The sequence below is a fragment of the Planktothrix sp. FACHB-1365 genome, from assembly GCF_014697575.1.
GTDB lineage: Bacteria > Cyanobacteriota > Cyanobacteriia > Cyanobacteriales > Microcoleaceae > Planktothrix.
Genome location: NZ_JACJSC010000038.1, coordinates 23,758 through 44,789, shown reverse-complemented (window position 1 = coordinate 44,789; position 21,032 = coordinate 23,758). Strand labels below are relative to the sequence as shown.

Genomic DNA, 21,032 nt, shown 5'->3' with positions numbered 1-21,032 from the left:
AATGCGGAGAAATTGAGAGTTTAGAATCAGGCAACTTTAAAAAGCTATCTTTTATTAGTTTACTCCTGAACTTTCCACTCGGCAAATATTGTTTGAATTTCAGCAATAGCCATCTCCGTTGCTGCTTCTGGAGATAAACCCTCAACAATGACCTGTTCTATGGCTTTTCCCCATACATTTTCAGCAAAAATTTGGGAATAGGGTGCAAACAGAATCGAAGACAACGGCGCAACAAAACGAAATTGTTCTGATGCGACCTTGAGATGAGGATCATTCGTATTATTCCAAAATGGATCTGATAACAGTTGTGGCATAACGGGGAAATAACGTCCAGCAGACCCTTTTAAATAGTTTAAAAGGATTTCGGGTTTGGCTAAAAAAGAGAGGAAACTTTTAGCTTGCTGGGAATGGGGAGAGTTTTTAAAGGTGATAACTTGTTTAATGGAAACAAAGTTTGGCATCGGTTCGCCATTGGGTTTATTCGGAAGTTCAATCGTGGCAATTTGTTGAGAATAAACATCAGGATCAGTTTTTTGAGAAGCGGGAATAGAAAGGGTAGGATTAAGAGTCATGACCAGGCGACGATTCAGGAAATTAATATTATTATCTTCTGGGAGCCAATCAATAGAATCTGGAGCCGCATATCCCTGTTTATAAAATTGAGTATACCAAATTAAACTATCAAGAATTCCTTGACGAACTTCAGGATTATTCACTAACAGTTCTCCCTGTTGATTCATCAGTTGAATCCCTGATGCAGCCAAGGTTTGTTCAAACTCATAAAAGGTGTCATTAGATTCGGAAGAAAATGTTAAACCAATACCATAAATATCCGATTTTCCCTGTTTTCTTAATTGGCTTTGTACCTCTTGCCAAAACGCCCAAAAATTATTCCAATCTTTAGGAATATCACGTTCTTGAAATCCGGCTTCTTCCAGTAAATCTCGCCAATAATGGAGATGTAAGGTTTGCTGCTGAAGAGGTACACCGTAATAGCCAAATTTTTTAGATTTTTGATTGTAGAGATAAACCGATTGAATCGCACTGGGAGTATAAAGGGTTTTGATCGGTTTAATAATATCGGAAACCTCAGCAACTTTACCTTCCCAAGCAGCTTTAGGATTGATGGCAAATTCTAACCGTCTATTATAAACAATATCAGGGAAATTTTCAGTTTCTAAGGCGTTTAGTGTTTGTTTTAAGTTTTCATCATCACTAAATAATGTCAGTTTTGCTTTGAGTCCAGCTTGTTGTTCCCAAGCTTTAATCACCGTTTGCAACGCTTCATCTTCTTCAGGATAAAACCCTTTTGTCCACCAAATAGTTAAAGGCGAGTTGGGATTAGAAGTAGAGGTGTTTTGAGATAAATGTTGAGACTGTTCGGCACAAGTCACTAAAACCAAACTTATTATAAATAATAAGCTAAAAATCAAAATTTTTTTCATATTAACGATTGATATTTATTCTAGGTTAACACAGGAATTTTTGATTCCGTTTCAGGCGTTTTTGGGTATACATTAATTCATCTGCTTGATTGACTAATTCTTCCAGACGAGTATGGTAACTGGGATTAAAATTAATACTGCCAACACTCATCGATAACTGAAAACTGAAAGGGCTATTTTGATTAAACTGATCAATTTCGGATTTTAAACGGCTTTCTATATTTTCACAATAATTGATACAATTAGGAGCAAAAATCACAAATTCATCTCCTCCCAAACGGGCAACAATATCAGACTCTCGAAAGGTTTGTTTCAAAACTTGAGCCATAGCCTGAATCAAAGCATCTCCCTGGTCATGACCTAAAGTATCATTGACTGTTTTTAAGCCATCTACATCTATGAAAATGATCCAACAGGATGTGTGTAAACGTCGAGCTAACTTTAATTGTTGTTCAGCTAAAACAAAAAATCCCCGACGATTTAATAATCCGGTTAGTTCATCCGTTAAAGATAATTGTCTGACTTCTGCTTCTGCTTTTCGTCGTTCTTCAATTTCTTCAGCTAATTGTTGATTTAAAGTTTGTAATTGGGAAGTACGATGGCGGACTCGTTGTTCTAATTCAGAATACACTTGAACATTTTCCATCGCTACTGCGGTTGTATCGGCTAAAGCTTGTAATAATTTCACTTCTTCAGCAGTAGGTTGATGCAAAATTGCCCAATAAATTCCAATCGCTCCAATCGGGTCAAGGGTACGAATGGGAACCATTGCTAAACTTTTAACAAAGGTGGGTTGATAGGCGGCATAGGGAACTCGTTCATCTCCATAAATATCAGAAATAATTGCAGGTTGACGATGAATCATTGTCCAACCCCCAAGACAAATTTCTATGGGAAATCTTTGACCTTTCCACAGAGGAGCAATGGAATCTTCATCTGCATAAAAACATTGATCCTGATCTCGCAAAACAAAACTCGCCCCGTCAGATTTGGTAAGTTCGCGGGCTGCGTGTTTAACAATCGTCATAATGGTTGGCAAATCCCGCGCCAGAGAAAGTTCCTGCACAACAGTAATTAACCGTTCCATCGCTTGATAATACCCAGGTTGGATACTGTGAGGTTCACCCGATTGGGGAGCCGGGGTAATAGAGGAAGAAAGTATTGTATTCATAACAAAAGTTAGCTAGGAGAAATAGATAAAAATATTAAACTCTCGGCTAAAACCGAATTTTTTGCTAACACTTTGAGTCTAAGTTGTTTCTAACTTCCCCTAGGCTTAAAGATGAGGCTAAACCACCCGATTTTGCCGAATACATTCAGCATACCATTGAAAACTAGCTTTAGGGATACGTTTTTGTGTAATATAATCCATATAAATTAAGCCAAAACGACGTTGATAACCCCAGGCCCATTCAAAGTTATCCATTAAACTCCAAACAAAATATCCTTTTAAGGGATATCCTTCAACAAGGGCACGATAAGCTGATTTAAAATGCTGACGTAAATACATAATCCGATCCGTATCAATCACCTCTCCTTGGGAAGTTAATTCATCTTCGGCTGCACAGCCACTTTCCGTGATTAAAATAGGTAAATCTGATCGATCTAAGGTTTCACTAATATGACGAATTCCCCAATAAATACACTCAGGAACAATATTCAACCAAGGCATATTCATGCGAGGATATCCTTTGGGGAGTCCTAAAAATTCAAACCCCTGAGAATTATCAGATGCACGGACATAAGTTGCTGAGTAAATATTTAATCCTAATTGGTCTAAGGGTTGATGAATAATTTCTAAATCTCCGGGTAAAATATCTGGGGCTTCATTTCCTAATAATTCCAATAAAACGGGACTATAGGAACCGGTTAAAGCCGGAAATGTAATTCCCCCATTTTGACCACAAAGGGCAAAGGCTTTTTGAGCCGCTAAAATATCTTCTGGACTTTCGGTTATGGGAACTGTTACCGCACAATTATCGACTAAAGAAATAGTACAAGGAAACGTCGAATTTGCTCGAATGGCTTGCACTCCTAACCCATGTGCTAATAAGGCATGATGGGAGGTTTGCCAAACGTCTTTAGCGCGGGAAACAACGGTTCCCGGTGCATGGGGAGGAAGAGCATTGACTTGATAGCCTAAATGGGTAAAACAAGGAATTTCATTGATAGTCATCCAAGAGGTAATGCGATCGCCTAATTTATTAACAACAACCGCCACATAATCGGCAAAATCCTGAGCCATTTCTCGACTGCGCCAAGACCCATATAAATCCTCTAAAGCTTGGGGGCTATCCCAATGAAATAAAGTAGCGTGGGGGGTAATTCCATTCTTTAATAAGCTATCGACTAAACGTTGATAAAAATCCAGTCCAGCTTCGTTTACAGTTCCTCGTCCATCGGGAATAATTCGCGGCCAAGCAATACTAAATCGATAATGTTTAATTCCTAATTCAACCATCAGTTGAATATCTGTTTCATAACGATGATAATGATCACAAGCGGGATTACCCGTTTCTCCATTTAATACCCGTCCAGGTGTTTGACTAAAGGTATCCCAAACACTGGGTTTTCGTCCTCCCTCCGCCACAGCACCTTCAATTTGATAAGATGCTGTGGCGACTCCCCACATAAAATCCGGTGGAAATTGATCACTCACCATTGACAAGAAGCTCCTCAATATAATAAATTTATTCAACAGAGAATTCTTTAATTAGAAATAGTTTAACAGCAACAGAGCTAAGGATTGTGATTGCTAGAGGAGATAAATCAGTATTATTATTGAGTATTTCCTACGAGGATATTATTTAAGGAAATTCTATAGAAGTGTTAGAATAATAGGAACGGATAGACCTATGGTGCTACCCAATTTTTTGTGACCCTAGACCGGGGTTGCTTCCAAGCTAAATAAAACGGTATATTCCTTACTGTTGAACAATCCTAATTCAATGAGGACTATGATGCTAAACCGATTCAAAGCAATTTATAGGATAGTGATTTTAGGTTTAGGGTTGGTTTTCCTATTGGGAATCACACCTGTTTGGGCGGCGAAGTCTCTACCTGAACCGAATGATCGAGGAAATTATATGACTAAATCCGATCATTTGTATTGGCAAGTTGTTGATTCTGATCCAAATGGATTAAATTGTCGTATGGGAAATGCCCCGATTGAAGAGATTTGGAACCCTGATAACCCCGGATTTCCTGCTATTAGTAGTTGGCCTGCTGTCACCACTTTAAAACCGGATGAAGTGTTCCGGGCACAACCCAGCTATGGCGGTTTTGTAATTACCTTTGATGATCAATTTCTACCTTGGCTTTTTGTTAAGAAAAAACCCGATGGTACACCTGCAAACTGTTTTGTACGGGCGAATAGTGCCTTAATTAAACCTGTTGAAGAACCCATAGATAATAACGTTTCTACCCAACCGATTGAAGAACCAATAGATAATAATATTTCCACCCAACCTGTTGAAAATCCAACGGATAATAACGTTTCGACTCCAACCGTTGAAACGCCTCCCGAACCCACGATTGACGACACTGAACCCTTTATTGATTTGTAATCATCTCTGGTTTCTAGGTTCAACCTGGAAACCAGAGATAGTAAATGCTGAAACTTGTTTTAACTTTTGTTATCCGTAGAGGCTGTTCAAAAATATGGAGACAAGAGAAACTGATCTTAAGCACCAGGGTAAAAATCAAACTAAAATTAATCAGTCTTTGGTTAGTGCCAGGGATGATAATTTGTTGGGATCTTCTTCTCAACGCTATGATAAATTTATTCAACAAATCATCGTTTTAAGTCAGCAAAAAGAATTTTCGTTAACCGCTTTAATCAATCGCTATTTAACGATGAATTATCAACTTAAATTAGAGCAAATCGACAAACTAAAAACTTGGTTAGATGGCTTTAGACCGTTTGAACCCCTGATTGTCGCTGAACTTAAAAAACTTTATGATGTCCGATTTACTTATAATTCTAATGCTATTGAAGGGAATACGTTAACTCAAAGTGAAACCGAGTTAGTTTTAACAAAAGGGATTACCGTTGGGGGCAAAACCCTCGACGAACATTTAGAAGTAATTGGACATAAGGAGGCGATTGATTATATTGAAGGTTTAGCCCAAAAAGATAGGTCAATTAATGAATGGGAAATTAAACAAATCCACAATCTAATTCTCCGAAAAATCAACCCCAATGAAGCGGGGAGTTATCGGACTTTAGATGTAATGGCAGCCGGAACAAATTATCGTTATCCTCCCCATTATTTACTCTCTCAATTAATGAGAGATTTTGTAATCTGGCTCAACTCAGAAACAGCTTTAAAACTCCATCCGGTCGAGTATGCAACAATCGCCCATTCTCGCTTTGTTTCGATTCATCCTTTTCGCGATGGCAATGGTCGAACGGCTAGATTATTAATGAATTTACTATTAATTCGTGCGGGTTATCCGATTGTAGTCATTCATAACCAAATTCGCAATGATTATATTAATGCGTTGGCTTATGGACAACAAAACCAAGATAATTTAGGGCAGCTTTTTGACTTGGTTTGTGATGCTGCTCTGACTTCACTGATGGAAACGTTAAGGTTATTGGTTACTGCAACGAGTAGTCGGGAAAAAGGGCAGGGTTTTTATCAGGAAATTACGGATTATATTGATAATTATTTTAGATTTTCTAAGTTATAGGATCAGTCTGGCTTAACCCCTAAATTCAGTACAGCGAGAGATGCAAATTTTATTCATTGTCTGCACTTGATTAAGGTAGTCATTCTGAGTAAATCCTATGCAAGACACATCCGTTAAAACTGAACATCATGAAAACCATATCAGCCGAAAAAATCTAGTTTCAAGTTTGTTGACTGGACTCATCATCGGCATCTTTGCAGGTGCACCACTGGGTTGGTTTTCTCATGGAATTTATGCCCGCCAACGGGCTGCTCAAGTTCTGCTTTGTCGTCAGCAAAACTTTGGATTACCTGAAGTGCAACTTCAATCTCGGTGTGGTAATGTTTATTAAGTTGTGAGGATAACTCCTTCCGGCAGAGGATGGGCTTGAGGCACATAAAACCAGTCTGGAGCTTTGACAACAGTGTTTTTATTAACAGTTGCAACCAGCCCTAAATTAGAAGCAATTAGTATTTCTGGCTGAATAATCCTGCGGCTCCGAGTGCATCGGTCAGAGCCACAGCCAGAGCGGGTTGTTGAGTATTTTCCACTTAACTTACTGGTTAAATAGCTCCCAAATGGGTTCTATAATGGAATTCAAAACATCTTAAAGGTATGGGTGCTGAGGGTGGGCAGAAGCAAAATCGTGAGGCATTGTTCCAATCTGAGTTTATTGAGGATCTGGAATATTGGGTCGAAATTGATCGAAAAATGGCACTTCGCATTATCAAGATGGTCAAAGAAATTCTGCGAGATCCCTTTGAAGGATCTGGTAAACCAGAACCTTTAAAGCATGATTTGGCTGGATGTTGGTCACGTCGTCTAAACAAAGAACACCGAATTGTTTATCGGGTCAGCAATCACCAAATTGATTTTTTGCAAGCACGATATCACTACGAGTAAAACGATTGAGAGGTTTAGAAAATGTCAACTCAAATTCCTTATGTCGATGCTCAGGTAAATCTGAATCAATTGTGTGATCGTGTTGTTGAAACAGGGGAAGCAGTGATCATTACTCGTCCTGATGGTAAAAATGTTGCACTTGTTTCTGAAGCTGAATTATCAAGTTTGCTGGAAACGTTGTATTTGTTGCGATCGCCTGCGAATGCTGCGCGCTTAACTTCAGCATTAGAACGTTCAAAGACAGGAACAGTTCAACCACAGGCAATCAATGAACTGTATCAGAGATTTGGACTTGAAGAGAATGATACTGGCAACGAGATTACATCCTCTAGTTAAATCAAATACCTGACACGACCTTATCATCTGGATCTACTAATGGAAATTCATAAACAGTTTAGCTTCGTTGGAAATTTGAAAAAGTTGCATGAGGATGACAATCAACCTATTGAAAACTTTTCTGCTGGTATTCAGTGTCACAGAAATGGAAATATTTTTCTCGAAATTGATTCAAGGGTACATGAAAAATTAAATCATAAGAAATTTTATGAATCTACACCTATATATAAATTTACCAATCCTCCGAAATTTACAGAAGATGAAAGGAGAGATCCATCTTTTCTTCTTCAATTGAAAGAACTCGAACAAGAGCTAGTTCAGAAACCTTATAAAGGCAATTACATTATTGAAGGAAAAACTCTTGAAGGATGGGTTGTAATAGCAGAAATAGCAGATTATAATTATACTTATACTTTATCCTTTGGAGAAAAAGTTTACCCAGAAGTTGAGTATATTTCCAAAAAGCATCTTATTAAGCTAAATAATTTATCTATTGACTATAATCCTGAATATACAGAAAGTAAGAAATTAGAAATTGTTTATGGTCTTGCCAACTTAAAGTTAACTCAGAATTTGCCAACTCAAATCCTAGATTCTAAATATGAATTGAGTCTTGTTTCACTTACGTCTGGAGACCAGAAAAATTATGATGCTTTAAGTGCTGAAATGGTGCTTAGATCTATCGATAAAAATGATACTGAAGTAAATCATTACAAAATTTATTCTGCATGGCTTGAACTGTTAATCTCATTTGCAACTGGAAAATGTCTCAAAGAGATTTATAAAATTGAGACAAGTCAAAGCAATGATAGTCAGAAAAAGGTTGAATACTGGTCTGGTAATCAGTTGTTCAAGGAAGGCCGTGGAATTGCTGTAGTGCAACAAGCACACCTAACTTTATTTATTCAACAGTGCGCCTCAAAAGTAACATGGGAGAACTTTAGCGATAAAGGATTAGGATCAGCATTAGGTTGGTATACAGACGCATTTTCTAGTAATACAGTTTCAGTTGAATTTATACTATTCTGTACAGTCCTAGAAACACTTACTGCCCACCATTCTTCAGAAACAAGTAGTAAATTAATCCCAACAGCTATTTATAGAAAAATCAGAAATGATGTTTTAAAAATATTGCAAAAATATGAATGTGAAATCAATAATCATGAAAATGATCTACAAAAATACAAGAGCTTTCAAGCCAAGTTAGAAAAATCATTCTCTGATTTTAATAAGTTAGGTAGCTTAAGAACAAGTCTTAAACAAATGCTAGAGTTTTATAAAACCCCGTACAAAGACTTGTTTCCAGAATTGGAATTTATAAAAATAAGAGACGATATCGTGCATAGAGGATTTGGTGGGGATAATATTTTATCAGATCTTCGTAAACTGGGAAATCTTGTAGTAAGATTAGTGCTTTCAATTCTTCAATACCAAGGTAATTATATTGAGTCTACAAAAAGTGATATTACCAGTTTAGTAGATTTTGAAAAGTATTGTCTTTCTTATCAAAAATTTCCTTTTGATAATGAGCATTGATTTTAAAAATGGCTTTAGGCTTAGTTCAAAGTAGTTATTGCATAAATTTATTATCCTATTTGTTTTCTTGTAATAATTGCCAATCTCGAATTAACTCTTTAGACCACATCCAATTTTGAGATAATTGATTAGTTTTAAATTCTGTGGGAGATTCACTCATAACTTTATCACTAAATTTAGCGGCTTTACTTAACATAAATTTTTGTTGTTTTTGAGGTAAAGTTTGAGAAAATTTACGCCAAACCAATCCTAAACCCGCATAAGCGGTTAACTTATCGTGTTGTTCTACTTGAGTTAGGGTATTATTAGCCGTTCCCGGTTTAGCTTTCCCCACTAAAGCAGGTTCAGAAATCTCTAAAACTTGAGTCCAAGCTTGATAAGCATTTTCTAACTTTCCTTCGGTATAATAAGCAAAACCCAAGGCATTTTTATATTCAACGGATTGAGGATTTTGTTGAGCCGCTTTTTCCCAATATCGACGCACATCATCAATTTTATAATCTGCACTTCCCTGTTGAATGGATTGCCAAGCTAACCGACCATTGAGAAAATTAACAATCGGATGATTGAGATCCTGAACCTGTACCGCCGCTAATGCTGCTTTTGCTTTTTCTAATGCGCCTCGATCTAATAATTCTGTGGTAGCTTCTTCAGCCGCTAATAGATTTCTTTGATAAAATTGTTCAACGGCAATACCTAAAACATAATCTGTATTAGCTGTTTTTAAATCTGTAGCTTGAGGTTGATTAGAATTCGCTCGAACTAAGGTGGTTTCAGAAGACGTTCCTTCTCGGTCTAATCGTTGGGATTGTAAAACTTGATTTTGACCGAACCAAATTCCAAAACCGAGAGCCAGGAAGATCAACGGAAGTCCCCATAATAATCGTTTTCCCTTTAACCCATCAACAGAGGTGATACCCGATGAAGAAGAAGTTAATTTTGGCGAGACTGATGTTAACTTTAACAAGTCGGATTTTTCAACCGTTGTCGGTTTGGGTGTAGAGTCTGTCACCGTTGACTGACGCAAAAAATCCCCAATAAAATCTGTATTTCCTAATTCATTTCTTCCCTCATCTTCAGGGACAAAATCATCTAATCGATCTTCAATGAGATCGCCTAAATTATCATCATAAACCAGATCATCTAATAGCTCTTCAACATCATCCTCGTTCATACTATCCCATTCAGATAATGATAGGGTTTTAGAAGGTGATTTTAACTTTAAGCCCGGTTCGGGGGGGGGAGAAGGCAAGGGTAAAAATTCCGGGACTTCCACAATAGAATCATGGGGTTGACTTGCGGTTAAATATCCATCAAATTCTCGATGTAAATATAAAATCGGTAAAGCCCAATACAATTGATGGGAACCGTAAGAGGAAATTAATCCTTGTCTAGCTCGACTTAAACTTAAATCAATCGGATAACCCTGATTCAGATTTCGATATAATAACCGCGTTAAGGTCAGCGCCACATCATCGGGAATGCGTTCCGCCATCGCTAACACCCCTGGAATTCCCCGTTTAACAGCATATTCAGCCAGATTTAATTGGGCGGTATCATCACTAACATTGGGTGTATTTCCATAGGCGCCCCGACAGGAATTTAACACCACCATCTGCACCCCATTATTGACTAATAATCCTGCTAAATCATCCCCACTCAGGGTTTCTGTTAACCCCGTCCGACGACTGACTAAATATAATTCTCCCCCAGAAGCACCTAAATTGCTATGTCCGGCGTAATGAAAAACTTGATATTGACCTTGTTCTAAAGCTTGGGTGAGTTGTTCGCGATCAGGTTGTTCTAAAATAGTCAGTTGAATATCAGGAGTTGTCGGTTCTAAGGTATTTCTACTGCGTCCATTTTCCCGTCGGAGTTCTTCTTGTAAATGCAGCACTTCCCGCTTTAGGTGTAGCGTGTTCTGGTCAGTGGGCGCCGCAATGGCGATTAAAATTTTTAAGGGTTGATTGGGTTTTCTAACCTGGGTGTGGAGCATAGAATTCATCCCCGGTTGGTAACGGGAAAACACCACATCCGTTCCTGTTGCTAGGGGACGATCTGCGGCGTGTAACACTTCCCAAGGTAAACTCGATAACCGTCTACCTTTTAAGCCTAATCGTAATTGTAATAATTCCCGACGATTTTGGGCGATCGCTTGGGCACAAGTCCAACTATCCCGTAACGTTCCTTGAAATAACCCATGATAAAGCTGTTGACCCAATTCAACTAAACTTAATAAAGGGGGGTCACTGGTTAATTGAGTTTCTGTTTTTTTCCCCACAGCCCGAAACGGAACCACTGTTTGGCCTTCTAATAACCCTAAAAGGGGATCATTCATCAATTGGCGAGTGTGGGCTAACCATTCATCCACAGGCCATTTAACTTGTTCTTCGGCTAAAGGAACACCGGATGCGACTTTTTCCGTTCGCACTAAATATTCATTATCCCCAACCGGGGTGACGGAAATGTGAAATTCCTGAGTCATTATGATTCTGGAGTTGGGATTTGGAAGGTAATCTAGGACTAAAACTGGAAATATTTTGCGCCTAAGTCCAGGGTAACGAATGTTAGGAAAATTTGCCCGTCTGGAGGCGAAAGTTCACGTCTTTAGAATCTCCCCTTTTTAGGGACTTACGACGGAAATATCAAGAATTCAGGATGTGATTAACCCGCTTCCCGATGGTGATCCATCCTATCCTGTCATGCCTGATGGATTGTCTTTAATTTTTAAATGTATTACGATACAATTAAAATACATTTAAATTTAGACTCAGCCAATCAACTGCTACCACTCTCCGGGATAGCAGTTGATTTCTATCAAGCTCTATGCTGGATGGCTGACAATTCACGATCAACTTTATTTTGATTTATGACTCAAAGCGTTGCGATTGTAGGTGGTGGTTTTAGTGGAGTGATGGTGGCAATTCATCTTCTCCAAAAAGCAACTTATCCTTTAGCCATTTATTTAATTGAACACAGACCCCAATTCGGTGAAGGAATTGCCTATAGTACCGTTTCAGATCAGCATTTACTCAACGTTCCTACGGGAAAAATGAGTGCATTTTCCGATCAACCGAATCATTTTATCCACTGGCTCAATACTCGTTATCCTGAACAGTTAATTACATCTGAAACTTTTGTTCCTCGAAGGTTTTATGGTGAATATTTGCGCTCTATTTTACAGAATGCTGAACAAAAAGCTGCTGTTGGAGTGCGTTTATATCGAGTTCAGGATGAAGCGATCGCCCTTGAGCAAACCCCTGATTATTTAAGGATTACCTTAAACAGTGGAAAGCAACTTACTGTTAATCAATCTGTTTTAGCCATTGGGAATTTTCCCCCCGCTAATCCTTCTATTTCTAACCCTTCATTTTATCACAGTTCTCGTTATATTCCTTGGGCTTGGTCTGAATCAAAATTACCCTTGCGATCGCTGACAGAACCCATTTTATTAATCGGATCAGGATTAACAGCCATTGATATGATTGTCTCCTTAAAAGAACAAGATTATCAGGGAAAAATTTATGTTGTTTCTCGACGGGGTTTATTTCCCCAAGCTCACGCAACAGTAGAACCCTTTCCCCCTTTCTTAACTGCAAAATCTGCACCAATAACTGTCCGTCAATTATACCATAAAGTTCGATTAGAAATTGAAAAGGCTGCCCAAAAAGGGTATGATTGGAGAGCCGTAATTGATTCATTACGACCAGAAACCCAATCGATTTGGCATCACCTTTCCCCTCAAGAAAAATCCCGATTTTTGCGCCATGTTCAACCTTATTGGGATGTTTGTCGCCATCGAGTTGCACCCATTATTTATCAACAGATTCAAGACTTATTCAATCAGAAACAGGTAATTTTTCATGCGGGTCGCATTTTAGATTATTTTGAAAATCCTGATAGTGTAGAAGTCATCATTCGTGAAAAACACAATCAGAAATTATTAAATTTACGAGTCAGTTTAGTCGTAAATTGTACGGGTTCTGGCGTTAACTATCAGACACTTAAACATCCCCTGCTTGTTAACTTATTAAAAATGGGTTTAATTCGTTCCGATCAATTAAACTTAGGTTTAGAGGTTGCTGAAAATGGGGCGTTAATAGATCAACAGGGGAATATTTCTCAACAATTATATACTTTAGGTTCTCCCTGTAAAGGATGTCGCTGGGAAACAACCGCAGTTCGAGAAATTCGGGAACAAGCTGAACATTTAGCAACTGAATTACTAAACCAGTATTTTTCCTCCTCTGCTCAGTTCTTCATTAAGACAGACTAAATCTTGAGGTAAACTTCAACCTTTTGAGAGAATCCTAATCTCAGTCTTTTCCCTTAAGGTAAGGGAATGATTATGAAGATTAATGGAGGCTAAGGGACACAAATGAAACGGATTCAAGATTTATCAAAAAACGGAATTAAAATGTTATTAGGAGTATCAACTTTACTCCTAGCTTATCCTTTGACCGTTGGGGCTGTTCCTGTACCCATTAGGACAAGCGTTTGTACAGGATATACAGGAGATAATAACGCTACAGAATGTGTCCAAGGATTTAATGATGGCTATCAACAAGGAGTACAACAAATTCAAAATTATAACCCCAATAATCCTAACACAAATTCTTCTAATCCAACTCCTAACCCCAATGTAGTAAATACCAGTGTTCCGGGAACAAGTTCGGAATATAGAACAGGCTATACCTCCGGTTATCGAGTCGGTATTCAGGATGGCTATCAAAATAATCTATCTCCTGCTAATAGCAGCTTTTAAAACCGTTGATAGTTGACTATTAACTTTTCTTTTCTCAAGTTTTAGATCCCCCAACTTTAAAAAACAGGGATAAAAATCCCGGTGTAGGGGCGAGGCTCGCCTCGCCCCTACGATGAACTGGATTTTAAATCATTTCTACAACTGATTTAGACTTGCTATAAGTATTTTTTTGTTAATAATTTTGATGATTCTTTTATACAATTTCTTCCCCTATTTCTTTCAACACGATCAGCAGAAGAGTATGGCGTAGGTTATGAGCACTATTTTAAGGTTCCTTAAGCTGATGAGTTGGCTAAGGAGGATATTTATTTTTTTTATAAATATTTATTCTAAAAAATGTTAGCAAAACTTCAGGTTATCAGTCTTCTATCTTTAGATAGAGATACTTAGCATAGGTTTATACCTGATAATAGTTGCCATCTCATTTCAGCAATTAGTCTAAGTCATCGATTTACTTTTATTAAAAATAATACCCCCTAAATCTCAGCTTATGTCTACCGCACAATTAGCCAAAGTCAGCGATCAACTCGACGAAAAACAACTTCTGAAAACCTTAGTTGCAGTTAAAAAAGGTGACTTTTCCGTGCGAATGCCTTTAGATCAAACGGGAATAGCGGGGAAAGTTGCCGATACCCTCAATGATATTATTGAACTTAACCAAAGAATGGCCGCCGAACTCGAACGCATCAGCAAAGTTGTCGGTAAAGAAGGCCAAATTAATCAACGGGCTTCCCTGGGTTCAGCCGGAGGTGCCTGGGAAGCGAGTGTTAACTCCGTAAATACCCTGATCACCGATCTCGTCCAACCCACCTCAGAAACGGCCCGTGTTATTCGTGCTGTGGCCAATGGTGATCTCTCCCAGAAAATGGCTTTAGATATAGAGGATAGGCCCCTCAAGGGGGAATTTCTACAAACCGCCAAAATTGTTAATACAATGGTGGATCAGCTTTCCTCTTTCGCCTCAGAAGTCACACGGGTAGCACGGGAAGTGGGGACGGAAGGAAAATTAGGGGTACAGGCGGAAGTTCAAGGAGTAGCAGGAACCTGGAAAGATCTCACGGATAATGTTAATTTAATGGCGGGAAACTTGACCGGACAAGTTAGAAATATTGCTGAAGTTGCCACCGCTATTGCTAATGGAGATTTATCGAAAAAAATTACTGTTGATGTTAAGGGTGAAATTTTAGAACTGAAAAATACCGTTAATACAATGGTCGATCAATTAAATTCCTTTGCTTCTGAAGTAACACGGGTGGCGAGAGAAGTGGGAACCGAAGGAAAATTAGGCGTTCAAGCAGAAGTAAAGGGGGTTGCTGGAACCTGGAAAGATCTCACCGATAATGTTAACTCAATGGCGGGAAATTTAACAGCCCAGGTGCGGGGTATTGCAGAAGTAACGACGGCGGTAGCGAATGGAGATTTATCGAAAAAAATCACAGTAGATGTTAAGGGTGAAATTTTAGAACTGAAAAATACTATTAACACAATGGTAGACCAGTTAAACTCCTTTGCTTCAGAAGTAACACGGGTAGCGCGAGAAGTCGGTGCAGATGGAAAATTGGGAGGACAAGCGGAAGTTCGAGGGGTGGCTGGTACTTGGAAAGATCTGACTGATAGTGTTAATTTTATGGCGGGTTCCTTAACAGCCCAAGTACGAAATATTGCAGAAGTAACGACGGCTGTTGCTAATGGAGATTTGTCTAAGAAAATTACTGTTGATGTTAAGGGTGAAATTTTAGAATTAAAGAATACTATTAACACAATGGTAGACCAGTTAAATTCCTTTGCTTCTGAAGTAACACGGGTGGCGAGGGAAGTGGGAACGGAAGGAAAATTAGGGGTACAAGCAGAAGTTCGAGGGGTGGCAGGAACTTGGAAAGATTTGACGGATAGTGTTAACTCAATGGCTGGAAACTTAACGGGACAGGTGAGAAATATTGCGGAAGTTGCGACTGCTATTGCTAATGGAGATTTATCGAAAAAAATTACAGTAGATGTTAAGGGTGAAATTTTAGAACTGAAAAACACCGTTAATATTATGGTGGATCAACTTAACTCCTTCGCTTCCGAAGTAACACGGGTGGCGCGAGAGGTTGGTTCAGAAGAAAAATTAGGAGGTCAAGCGGAAGTTCGAGGAGTAGCAGGAACGTGGAAAGATTTAACCGATAGTGTTAATTTTATGGCGAGTTCCTTAACGGGACAAGTGCGAAATATTGCGGAAGTAACCACCGCCGTTGCTAATGGAGATCTGTCTAAGAAAATTACCGTTGATGTTAAAGGAGAAATCTTAGAATTAAAGAATACTATTAATACAATGGTAGACCAATTGAATTCCTTTGCTTCAGAGGTAACAAGAGTTGCAAGGGAAGTGGGAACCGAAGGAAAGTTAGGCGTACAGGCGGAAGTTCGGGGGGTTGCTGGTACTTGGAAAGATTTGACCGATAGTGTTAACTCAATGGCTGGAAATTTAACCGCTCAAGTCAGGAATATTGCAGAAGTAACGACGGCTGTTGCTAATGGAGATCTGTCTAAAAAAATTACAGTAGATGTCAAGGGAGAAATCTTAGAACTGAAGAATACTATTAATACAATGGTGGATCAACTTTCCTCCTTTGCTTCAGAAGTAACACGGGTAGCGCGTGAAGTAGGAACCGAAGGAAAATTAGGGGTACAAGCGGAAGTTCGAGGAGTAGCTGGAACCTGGAAAGATCTCACCGATAATGTTAACTCAATGGCGAGTAACTTAACCGCCCAGGTGAGAAATATTGCCGAAGTTGCCACCGCTATTGCTAATGGAGATTTATCTAAGAAAATTACTGTTCAAGTTAAGGGTGAAATTTTAGAACTGAAGAATACGATTAATATTATGGTAGATCAATTATCATCCTTTGCGTCAGAAGTAACACGGGTGGCGCGAGAGGTGGGTTCAGAAGGAAAGTTAGGGGTACAAGCGGATGTTCGAGGGGTTGCTGGAACGTGGAAAGATCTGACGGATAGTGTTAATTTTATGGCGGGTTCATTAACAGCCCAAGTAAGGAATATTGCGGCGGTAACGACGGCTGTAGCTAATGGAGATTTATCGAAAAAAATTACAGTAGATGTTAAGGGGGAAATTTTAGAACTGAAGAATACTGTTAATACAATGGTCGATCAACTTAACTCTTTTGCGTCAGAAGTAACACGGGTGGCGCGAGAGGTCGGTTCAGAAGGAAAATTAGGGGTACAAGCGGAAGTTCGAGGGGTTGCAGGTACTTGGAAAGATCTCACCGATAGTGTTAACTTTATGGCAGGTTCCTTAACAGCCCAAGTGCGGAATATTGCAGAAGTAACGACGGCTGTGGCTAATGGAGATTTATCGAAAAAAATTACAGTAGATGTCAAAGGGGAAATTTTAGAACTGAAGAATACGATTAATACAATGGTAGACCAGTTAAATTCCTTTGCTTCAGAGGTAACACGGGTGGCGAGAGAGGTGGGAACGGAAGGAAAATTAGGCGTTCAAGCCTATGTAAAAGGGGTGGCTGGAACTTGGAAAGATTTGACGGATAATGTTAATTTAATGGCGGGAAACTTAACCGCCCAAGTGCGAAATATTGCGGAAGTTGCTACTGCTATTGCTAATGGAGATTTATCTAAAAAAATTACCGTTGATGTTAAGGGTGAAATTCTCGATCTGAAAAATACAATTAATACAATGGTTGATCAATTATCCTCCTTTGCTTCAGAAGTAACACGGGTAGCGCGAGAAGTGGGAACCGAAGGAAAACTCGGAGGTCAAGCGGAAGTTCGAGGGGTAGCGGGAACCTGGAAAGACCTCACCGATAATGTGAACTCAATGGCTGGAAACCTAACAGCGCAGGTGCGGGGTATTGCGCGGGTGGTGACGGCTGTTGCGAATGGGGACTTGAAGCGTAAATTAATGTTAGAAGCCAAGGGGGAAATTGAAACCCTGGCCGATACGATTAACGAAATGATTGATACCCTGGCGACCTTTGCTGACCAGGTAACAACGGTGGCGCGGGAAGTGGGAATAGAAGGGAAACTGGGCGGACAGGCGAAAGTACCGGGGGCGTCGGGAACCTGGAGAGACTTAACGGATAATGTAAATGAACTGGCGGCGAATTTAACAACTCAGGTAAGGGCGATCGCAGAAGTCGCAACCGCCGTTACAAAAGGAGATCTAACTCGATCTATTTCCGTTGAAGCTCAAGGAGAAGTGGCAATTCTCAAAGATAATATTAACCAAATGATTGCCAATTTACGAGAAACAACCCAAAAGAATACCGAACAAGATTGGTTAAAAACAAACCTGGCTAAATTCACTCGAATGTTACAAGGTCAACGGGATTTAGAAACAGTTTCTAAACTGATTTTATCAGAATTAGCTCCCTTAGTTTCGGCTCAACATGGGGTATTTTATTTAATGGATTCTGGAGATAATCAATCCTATTTAAAACTCCTCAGTACCTACGCCTATCGGGAACGGAAACATTTAGCAAATCGCTTTCATTTAGGTGAAGGATTAGTTGGACAATGTGCCTTAGAAAAAGAGCGAATTTTAATTACTGAAGTTCCTGAAAATTATATTAAAATTACTTCGGGTTTAGGAGAAGCAAATCCTTTAAATGCAGTGGTTTTACCCGTTTTATTTGAAGGACAAGTTACGGCTGTTATTGAGTTGGCTTCTTTCCGCCGTTTCAGTGAAATTCACTTAATGTTCTTCGATCAATTAACAGAAAGTATTGCGATTGTTTTAAATACCATTGCGGCGAGTATGCGAACGGAAGAACTCTTAAAACAATCAACCGCTTTGGCTGAAGAATTGCAAAGTCAACAAAAAGAACTCCGCGAAACCAATGAACGATTAGAACAGCAAGCCCGTTCCTTAAAAGCCTCTGAAGAATTGCTAAAAAGTCAACAGGAAGAACTACAACAGAAGAATGAAGAATTAGAAGAAAAAGCAAGATTACTAGCGGAACAAAATACAGAAGTTGAACGGAAAAACGGAGAAATTGAACAAGCTCGGCGTTCTCTGGAAGAAAAAGCCGAACAATTAGCTTTAACCTCTAAATATAAATCCGAATTTCTGGCAAATATGTCCCATGAGTTGCGAACTCCCCTGAATAGTTTATTAATATTGGCGCGATTATTATCGGAAAATTCTGATAGTAACCTCAGTTTAAAACAAGTGGAATATGCCCAAACTATTCACGCCGCCGGAACCGATTTACTGGGATTAATTAACGATATTTTAGATTTAGCTAAAATTGAATCCGGTACAATTTCAGTAGAAATTGATCAAATTCTATTCTCCGAACTCCAAAGTTATATTGATCGAACCTTCCGACAAATTGCCGTTGATAAAGGATTAAATTTCCTGGTTGACTTTGATGCTAAACTGCCTAAAGGCATTTACACAGACCCCAAACGTCTGCAACAAATCCTCAAAAACCTGCTTTCCAATGCCTTTAAATTTACCGAAAAAGGACAAGTTACCCTGCGAGTTGAACTCGTTACCTTTGGTTGGAGTCACGAACAAAATACTTTAAATCAAGCGGATATGGTGGTGGCTTTTTCGGTTATTGATACTGGAATAGGAGTTCCTCCTGAAAAGCAACGAATTATTTTTGAAGCCTTCCAACAAGCCGATGGTACCACCAGCCGCAAATATGGCGGTACGGGTTTAGGATTATCGATTAGTCGAGAAATCGCTCAAATTCTAGGCGGAGAAATTATCCTCACCAGCACTTTAGGCGTCGGTAGCAATTTCACCCTTTATTTACCTTATCACTATCAAATTCAAGAGGTCGGAGAAACCTCAGAAACTCGCCCCACTGGGCCCATATCTTCCTCCCATTTTCGAGAACGGTTACGCTCCACACCCGCAGCCTTCGGTTCCCTGCGCTCCATCAGTCTGCCTTCAGAACACCTGAAAACGGCACAACCAGAAACCCAAAACCCCCAAAATCACGCAACTCCTACGGTTTCCCTCCCAGAAGAACCGCCCACCCTGGCTCAGAAAGCGGCTCAAGCATCGGCTCGACCCCAAACCGAGGCTCAACTTTCGGCGGGCGTGAAAATTCGAGATGATCGAGAACTTCTGCAACCGGGTCAGCGGGTTTTACTGATTATCGATCCAGATGTCACTGAGGCACGCTTACTCTTAGAAGTCGCCCGACAACAGGGTTTTAAAGGAGTTGTGGCTTGTTCGAGTCATGGGGGTTTAACTATGGCGCGGGAATTCAAACCCTCGGCTATTCTTCTGAGTTTGCAGTTCCCCGGCGTTGAAGGCTGGACAGTCTTAGATCGGTTAAAACATGAAGTTACAACCCGTCACATTCCGGTTTATGTGATTTCAGAAGAAGATGCTCAACATCGGAGTTTACAACTTGGGGCTCTGACTTATTTGAAAAAACCCATTAACCGGGATATCTTAGTTGAAAATATTGCCAAACTCAAGGCATTTATTGGAACATCTGTGAAAAAATTGTTGATGCTAGAAGGCAATCCTGAACAGCGTCAGAGTATGATTGATCTGCTTGGAAATGGTGATATTTCGATTTCTGTTGTTGAAACCGGAGAAGCCGCTTTAACAACTCTAAAAGCCGAACCTTTTGATGGGGTGGTTGTGGGTTGGCAATTGGGGGATATGAATGGAATAGAATGGTTAGAACAGTTAGAATCTGAAGAAAATTTAAGTACCCTTCCGATTGTCTTTTACCATCCTGAACCCTTAACCAAAAAGCAAGAAACAAACCTGAAGAATTTGGCTAATAATATTATTCTTAAATTGGCTAAATCTCCTGAAAGTTTACTGGATTTAACGGCTTTAGTTCTGCATCGGGTTCCGGCGGAATTACCGGACTCGAAACGACAAATGTTAGAGGTTTTGCGCCAAACTGATCCGGTTCTAGCCCGGAAGAAAGTGTTAGTTGTTGATGATGATGTCCGAAATATTTATGCGATCACCAGTATGTTAGAACGACATCTTATGGATGTGGTTTATGCGGAAAATGGCAAAGAAGCGATCGCCAAATTACAAGCCACAACCGGAATTGATATTGTGTTAATGGATGTGATGATGCCCGAAATGGATGGTTATGAAACGATGCGGGCGATTCGGGCTGTCCCTAAATTTGAGAGCTTACCGATTATTGCCTTAACCGCTAAAGCCATGCAAGGCGATCGGGAAAAATGCCTGGATGCCGGAGCTTGGGATTATATTACCAAACCCGTCGATACAGAACAACTTCTCTCCCTCCTCCGGGTCTGGCTCTACCGTTAGATGGAGTCACAATACACCGCAAGTATTAGATATTAGAGGTGTTGATAGTAACTATTGACTGTGTACAGACGTGCCATGGCACGTCTCT

Annotated in this window: 13 protein-coding genes; 9 read left to right on the top strand and 4 right to left on the bottom strand. The window is 39.5% G+C overall.

Annotated elements, in window-relative coordinates; genetic code table 11:
* Positions 1-59: 59 nt before the first annotated feature.
* The 3 genes from H6G57_RS25760 to H6G57_RS25750 all read right to left on the bottom strand — a co-directional run bounded on the left by H6G57_RS25760 (position 60) and on the right by H6G57_RS25750 (position 4,107).
* Entirely contained in the window at positions 60-1,445 is a 1,386-nt protein-coding gene (locus H6G57_RS25760; RefSeq protein WP_190523916.1) for an ABC transporter substrate-binding protein, read from the bottom strand.
* Between the two features lie 25 nt (positions 1,446-1,470).
* Positions 1,471-2,616, bottom strand: a complete 1,146-nt coding sequence (locus tag H6G57_RS25755; RefSeq protein ID WP_190523914.1) for a sensor domain-containing diguanylate cyclase — start codon at positions 2,614-2,616, stop codon at positions 1,471-1,473.
* 117 nt (positions 2,617-2,733) lie between these two features.
* Positions 2,734-4,107: a GH1 family beta-glucosidase gene (locus H6G57_RS25750; protein ID WP_190523907.1), complete on the bottom strand. Its 1,374-nt coding sequence runs from the start codon at positions 4,105-4,107 to the stop codon at positions 2,734-2,736.
* 295 nt (positions 4,108-4,402) lie between these two features.
* Here H6G57_RS25750 and H6G57_RS25745 point away from each other — a divergent pair, with 295 nt between their 5' ends.
* The 6 genes from H6G57_RS25745 to H6G57_RS25720 all read left to right on the top strand — a co-directional run bounded on the left by H6G57_RS25745 (position 4,403) and on the right by H6G57_RS25720 (position 8,894).
* A complete protein-coding gene (locus tag H6G57_RS25745) occupies positions 4,403-5,011 on the top strand; it encodes a hypothetical protein (protein WP_190523904.1) in 609 nt (202 codons plus the stop codon).
* A gap of 94 nt (positions 5,012-5,105) precedes the next feature.
* Positions 5,106-6,140, top strand: coding sequence for a Fic family protein (locus H6G57_RS25740; protein WP_190523901.1), 1,035 nt, complete (start codon positions 5,106-5,108; stop codon positions 6,138-6,140).
* Positions 6,141-6,237: 97 nt separating this feature from the next.
* Positions 6,238-6,471, top strand: a complete 234-nt coding sequence (locus H6G57_RS25735) for a hypothetical protein (protein ID WP_190523898.1) — start codon at positions 6,238-6,240, stop codon at positions 6,469-6,471.
* A 263-nt stretch (positions 6,472-6,734) separates the two neighbouring features.
* Positions 6,735-7,022, top strand: coding sequence for a Txe/YoeB family addiction module toxin (locus H6G57_RS25730; protein ID WP_190523895.1), 288 nt, complete (start codon positions 6,735-6,737; stop codon positions 7,020-7,022).
* A gap of 21 nt (positions 7,023-7,043) precedes the next feature.
* Positions 7,044-7,358 carry a type II toxin-antitoxin system Phd/YefM family antitoxin gene (locus H6G57_RS25725; RefSeq protein WP_190523893.1) on the top strand — a complete coding sequence of 105 codons (315 nt, stop codon included), beginning with the start codon at positions 7,044-7,046 and terminating at the stop codon, positions 7,356-7,358.
* 39 nt (positions 7,359-7,397) lie between these two features.
* Positions 7,398-8,894 (top strand): hypothetical protein, encoded by a 1,497-nt coding sequence (locus H6G57_RS25720; RefSeq protein WP_190523890.1) that lies wholly within the window; start codon positions 7,398-7,400, stop codon positions 8,892-8,894.
* A gap of 55 nt (positions 8,895-8,949) precedes the next feature.
* Here H6G57_RS25720 and H6G57_RS25715 read toward each other — a convergent pair whose 3' ends face one another.
* On the bottom strand, positions 8,950-11,379 hold the full coding sequence (locus H6G57_RS25715; RefSeq protein ID WP_190523887.1) for a CHAT domain-containing protein: 2,430 nt from the start codon (positions 11,377-11,379) through the stop codon (positions 8,950-8,952).
* Positions 11,380-11,763: 384 nt separating this feature from the next.
* On the opposite strand from H6G57_RS25715, the gene H6G57_RS25710 reads away from it, so the two are divergent.
* From H6G57_RS25710 to H6G57_RS25700, 3 genes are all read left to right on the top strand, one after another.
* On the top strand, positions 11,764-13,170 hold the full coding sequence (locus H6G57_RS25710) for an FAD/NAD(P)-binding protein (protein ID WP_190523884.1): 1,407 nt from the start codon (positions 11,764-11,766) through the stop codon (positions 13,168-13,170).
* A gap of 102 nt (positions 13,171-13,272) precedes the next feature.
* Positions 13,273-13,659 carry a hypothetical protein gene (locus H6G57_RS25705; RefSeq protein WP_190523881.1) on the top strand — a complete coding sequence of 129 codons (387 nt, stop codon included), beginning with the start codon at positions 13,273-13,275 and terminating at the stop codon, positions 13,657-13,659.
* A gap of 490 nt (positions 13,660-14,149) precedes the next feature.
* On the top strand, positions 14,150-20,944 hold the full coding sequence (locus H6G57_RS25700) for a HAMP domain-containing protein (protein ID WP_190523879.1): 6,795 nt from the start codon (positions 14,150-14,152) through the stop codon (positions 20,942-20,944).
* Positions 20,945-21,032: the final 88 nt, after the last annotated feature.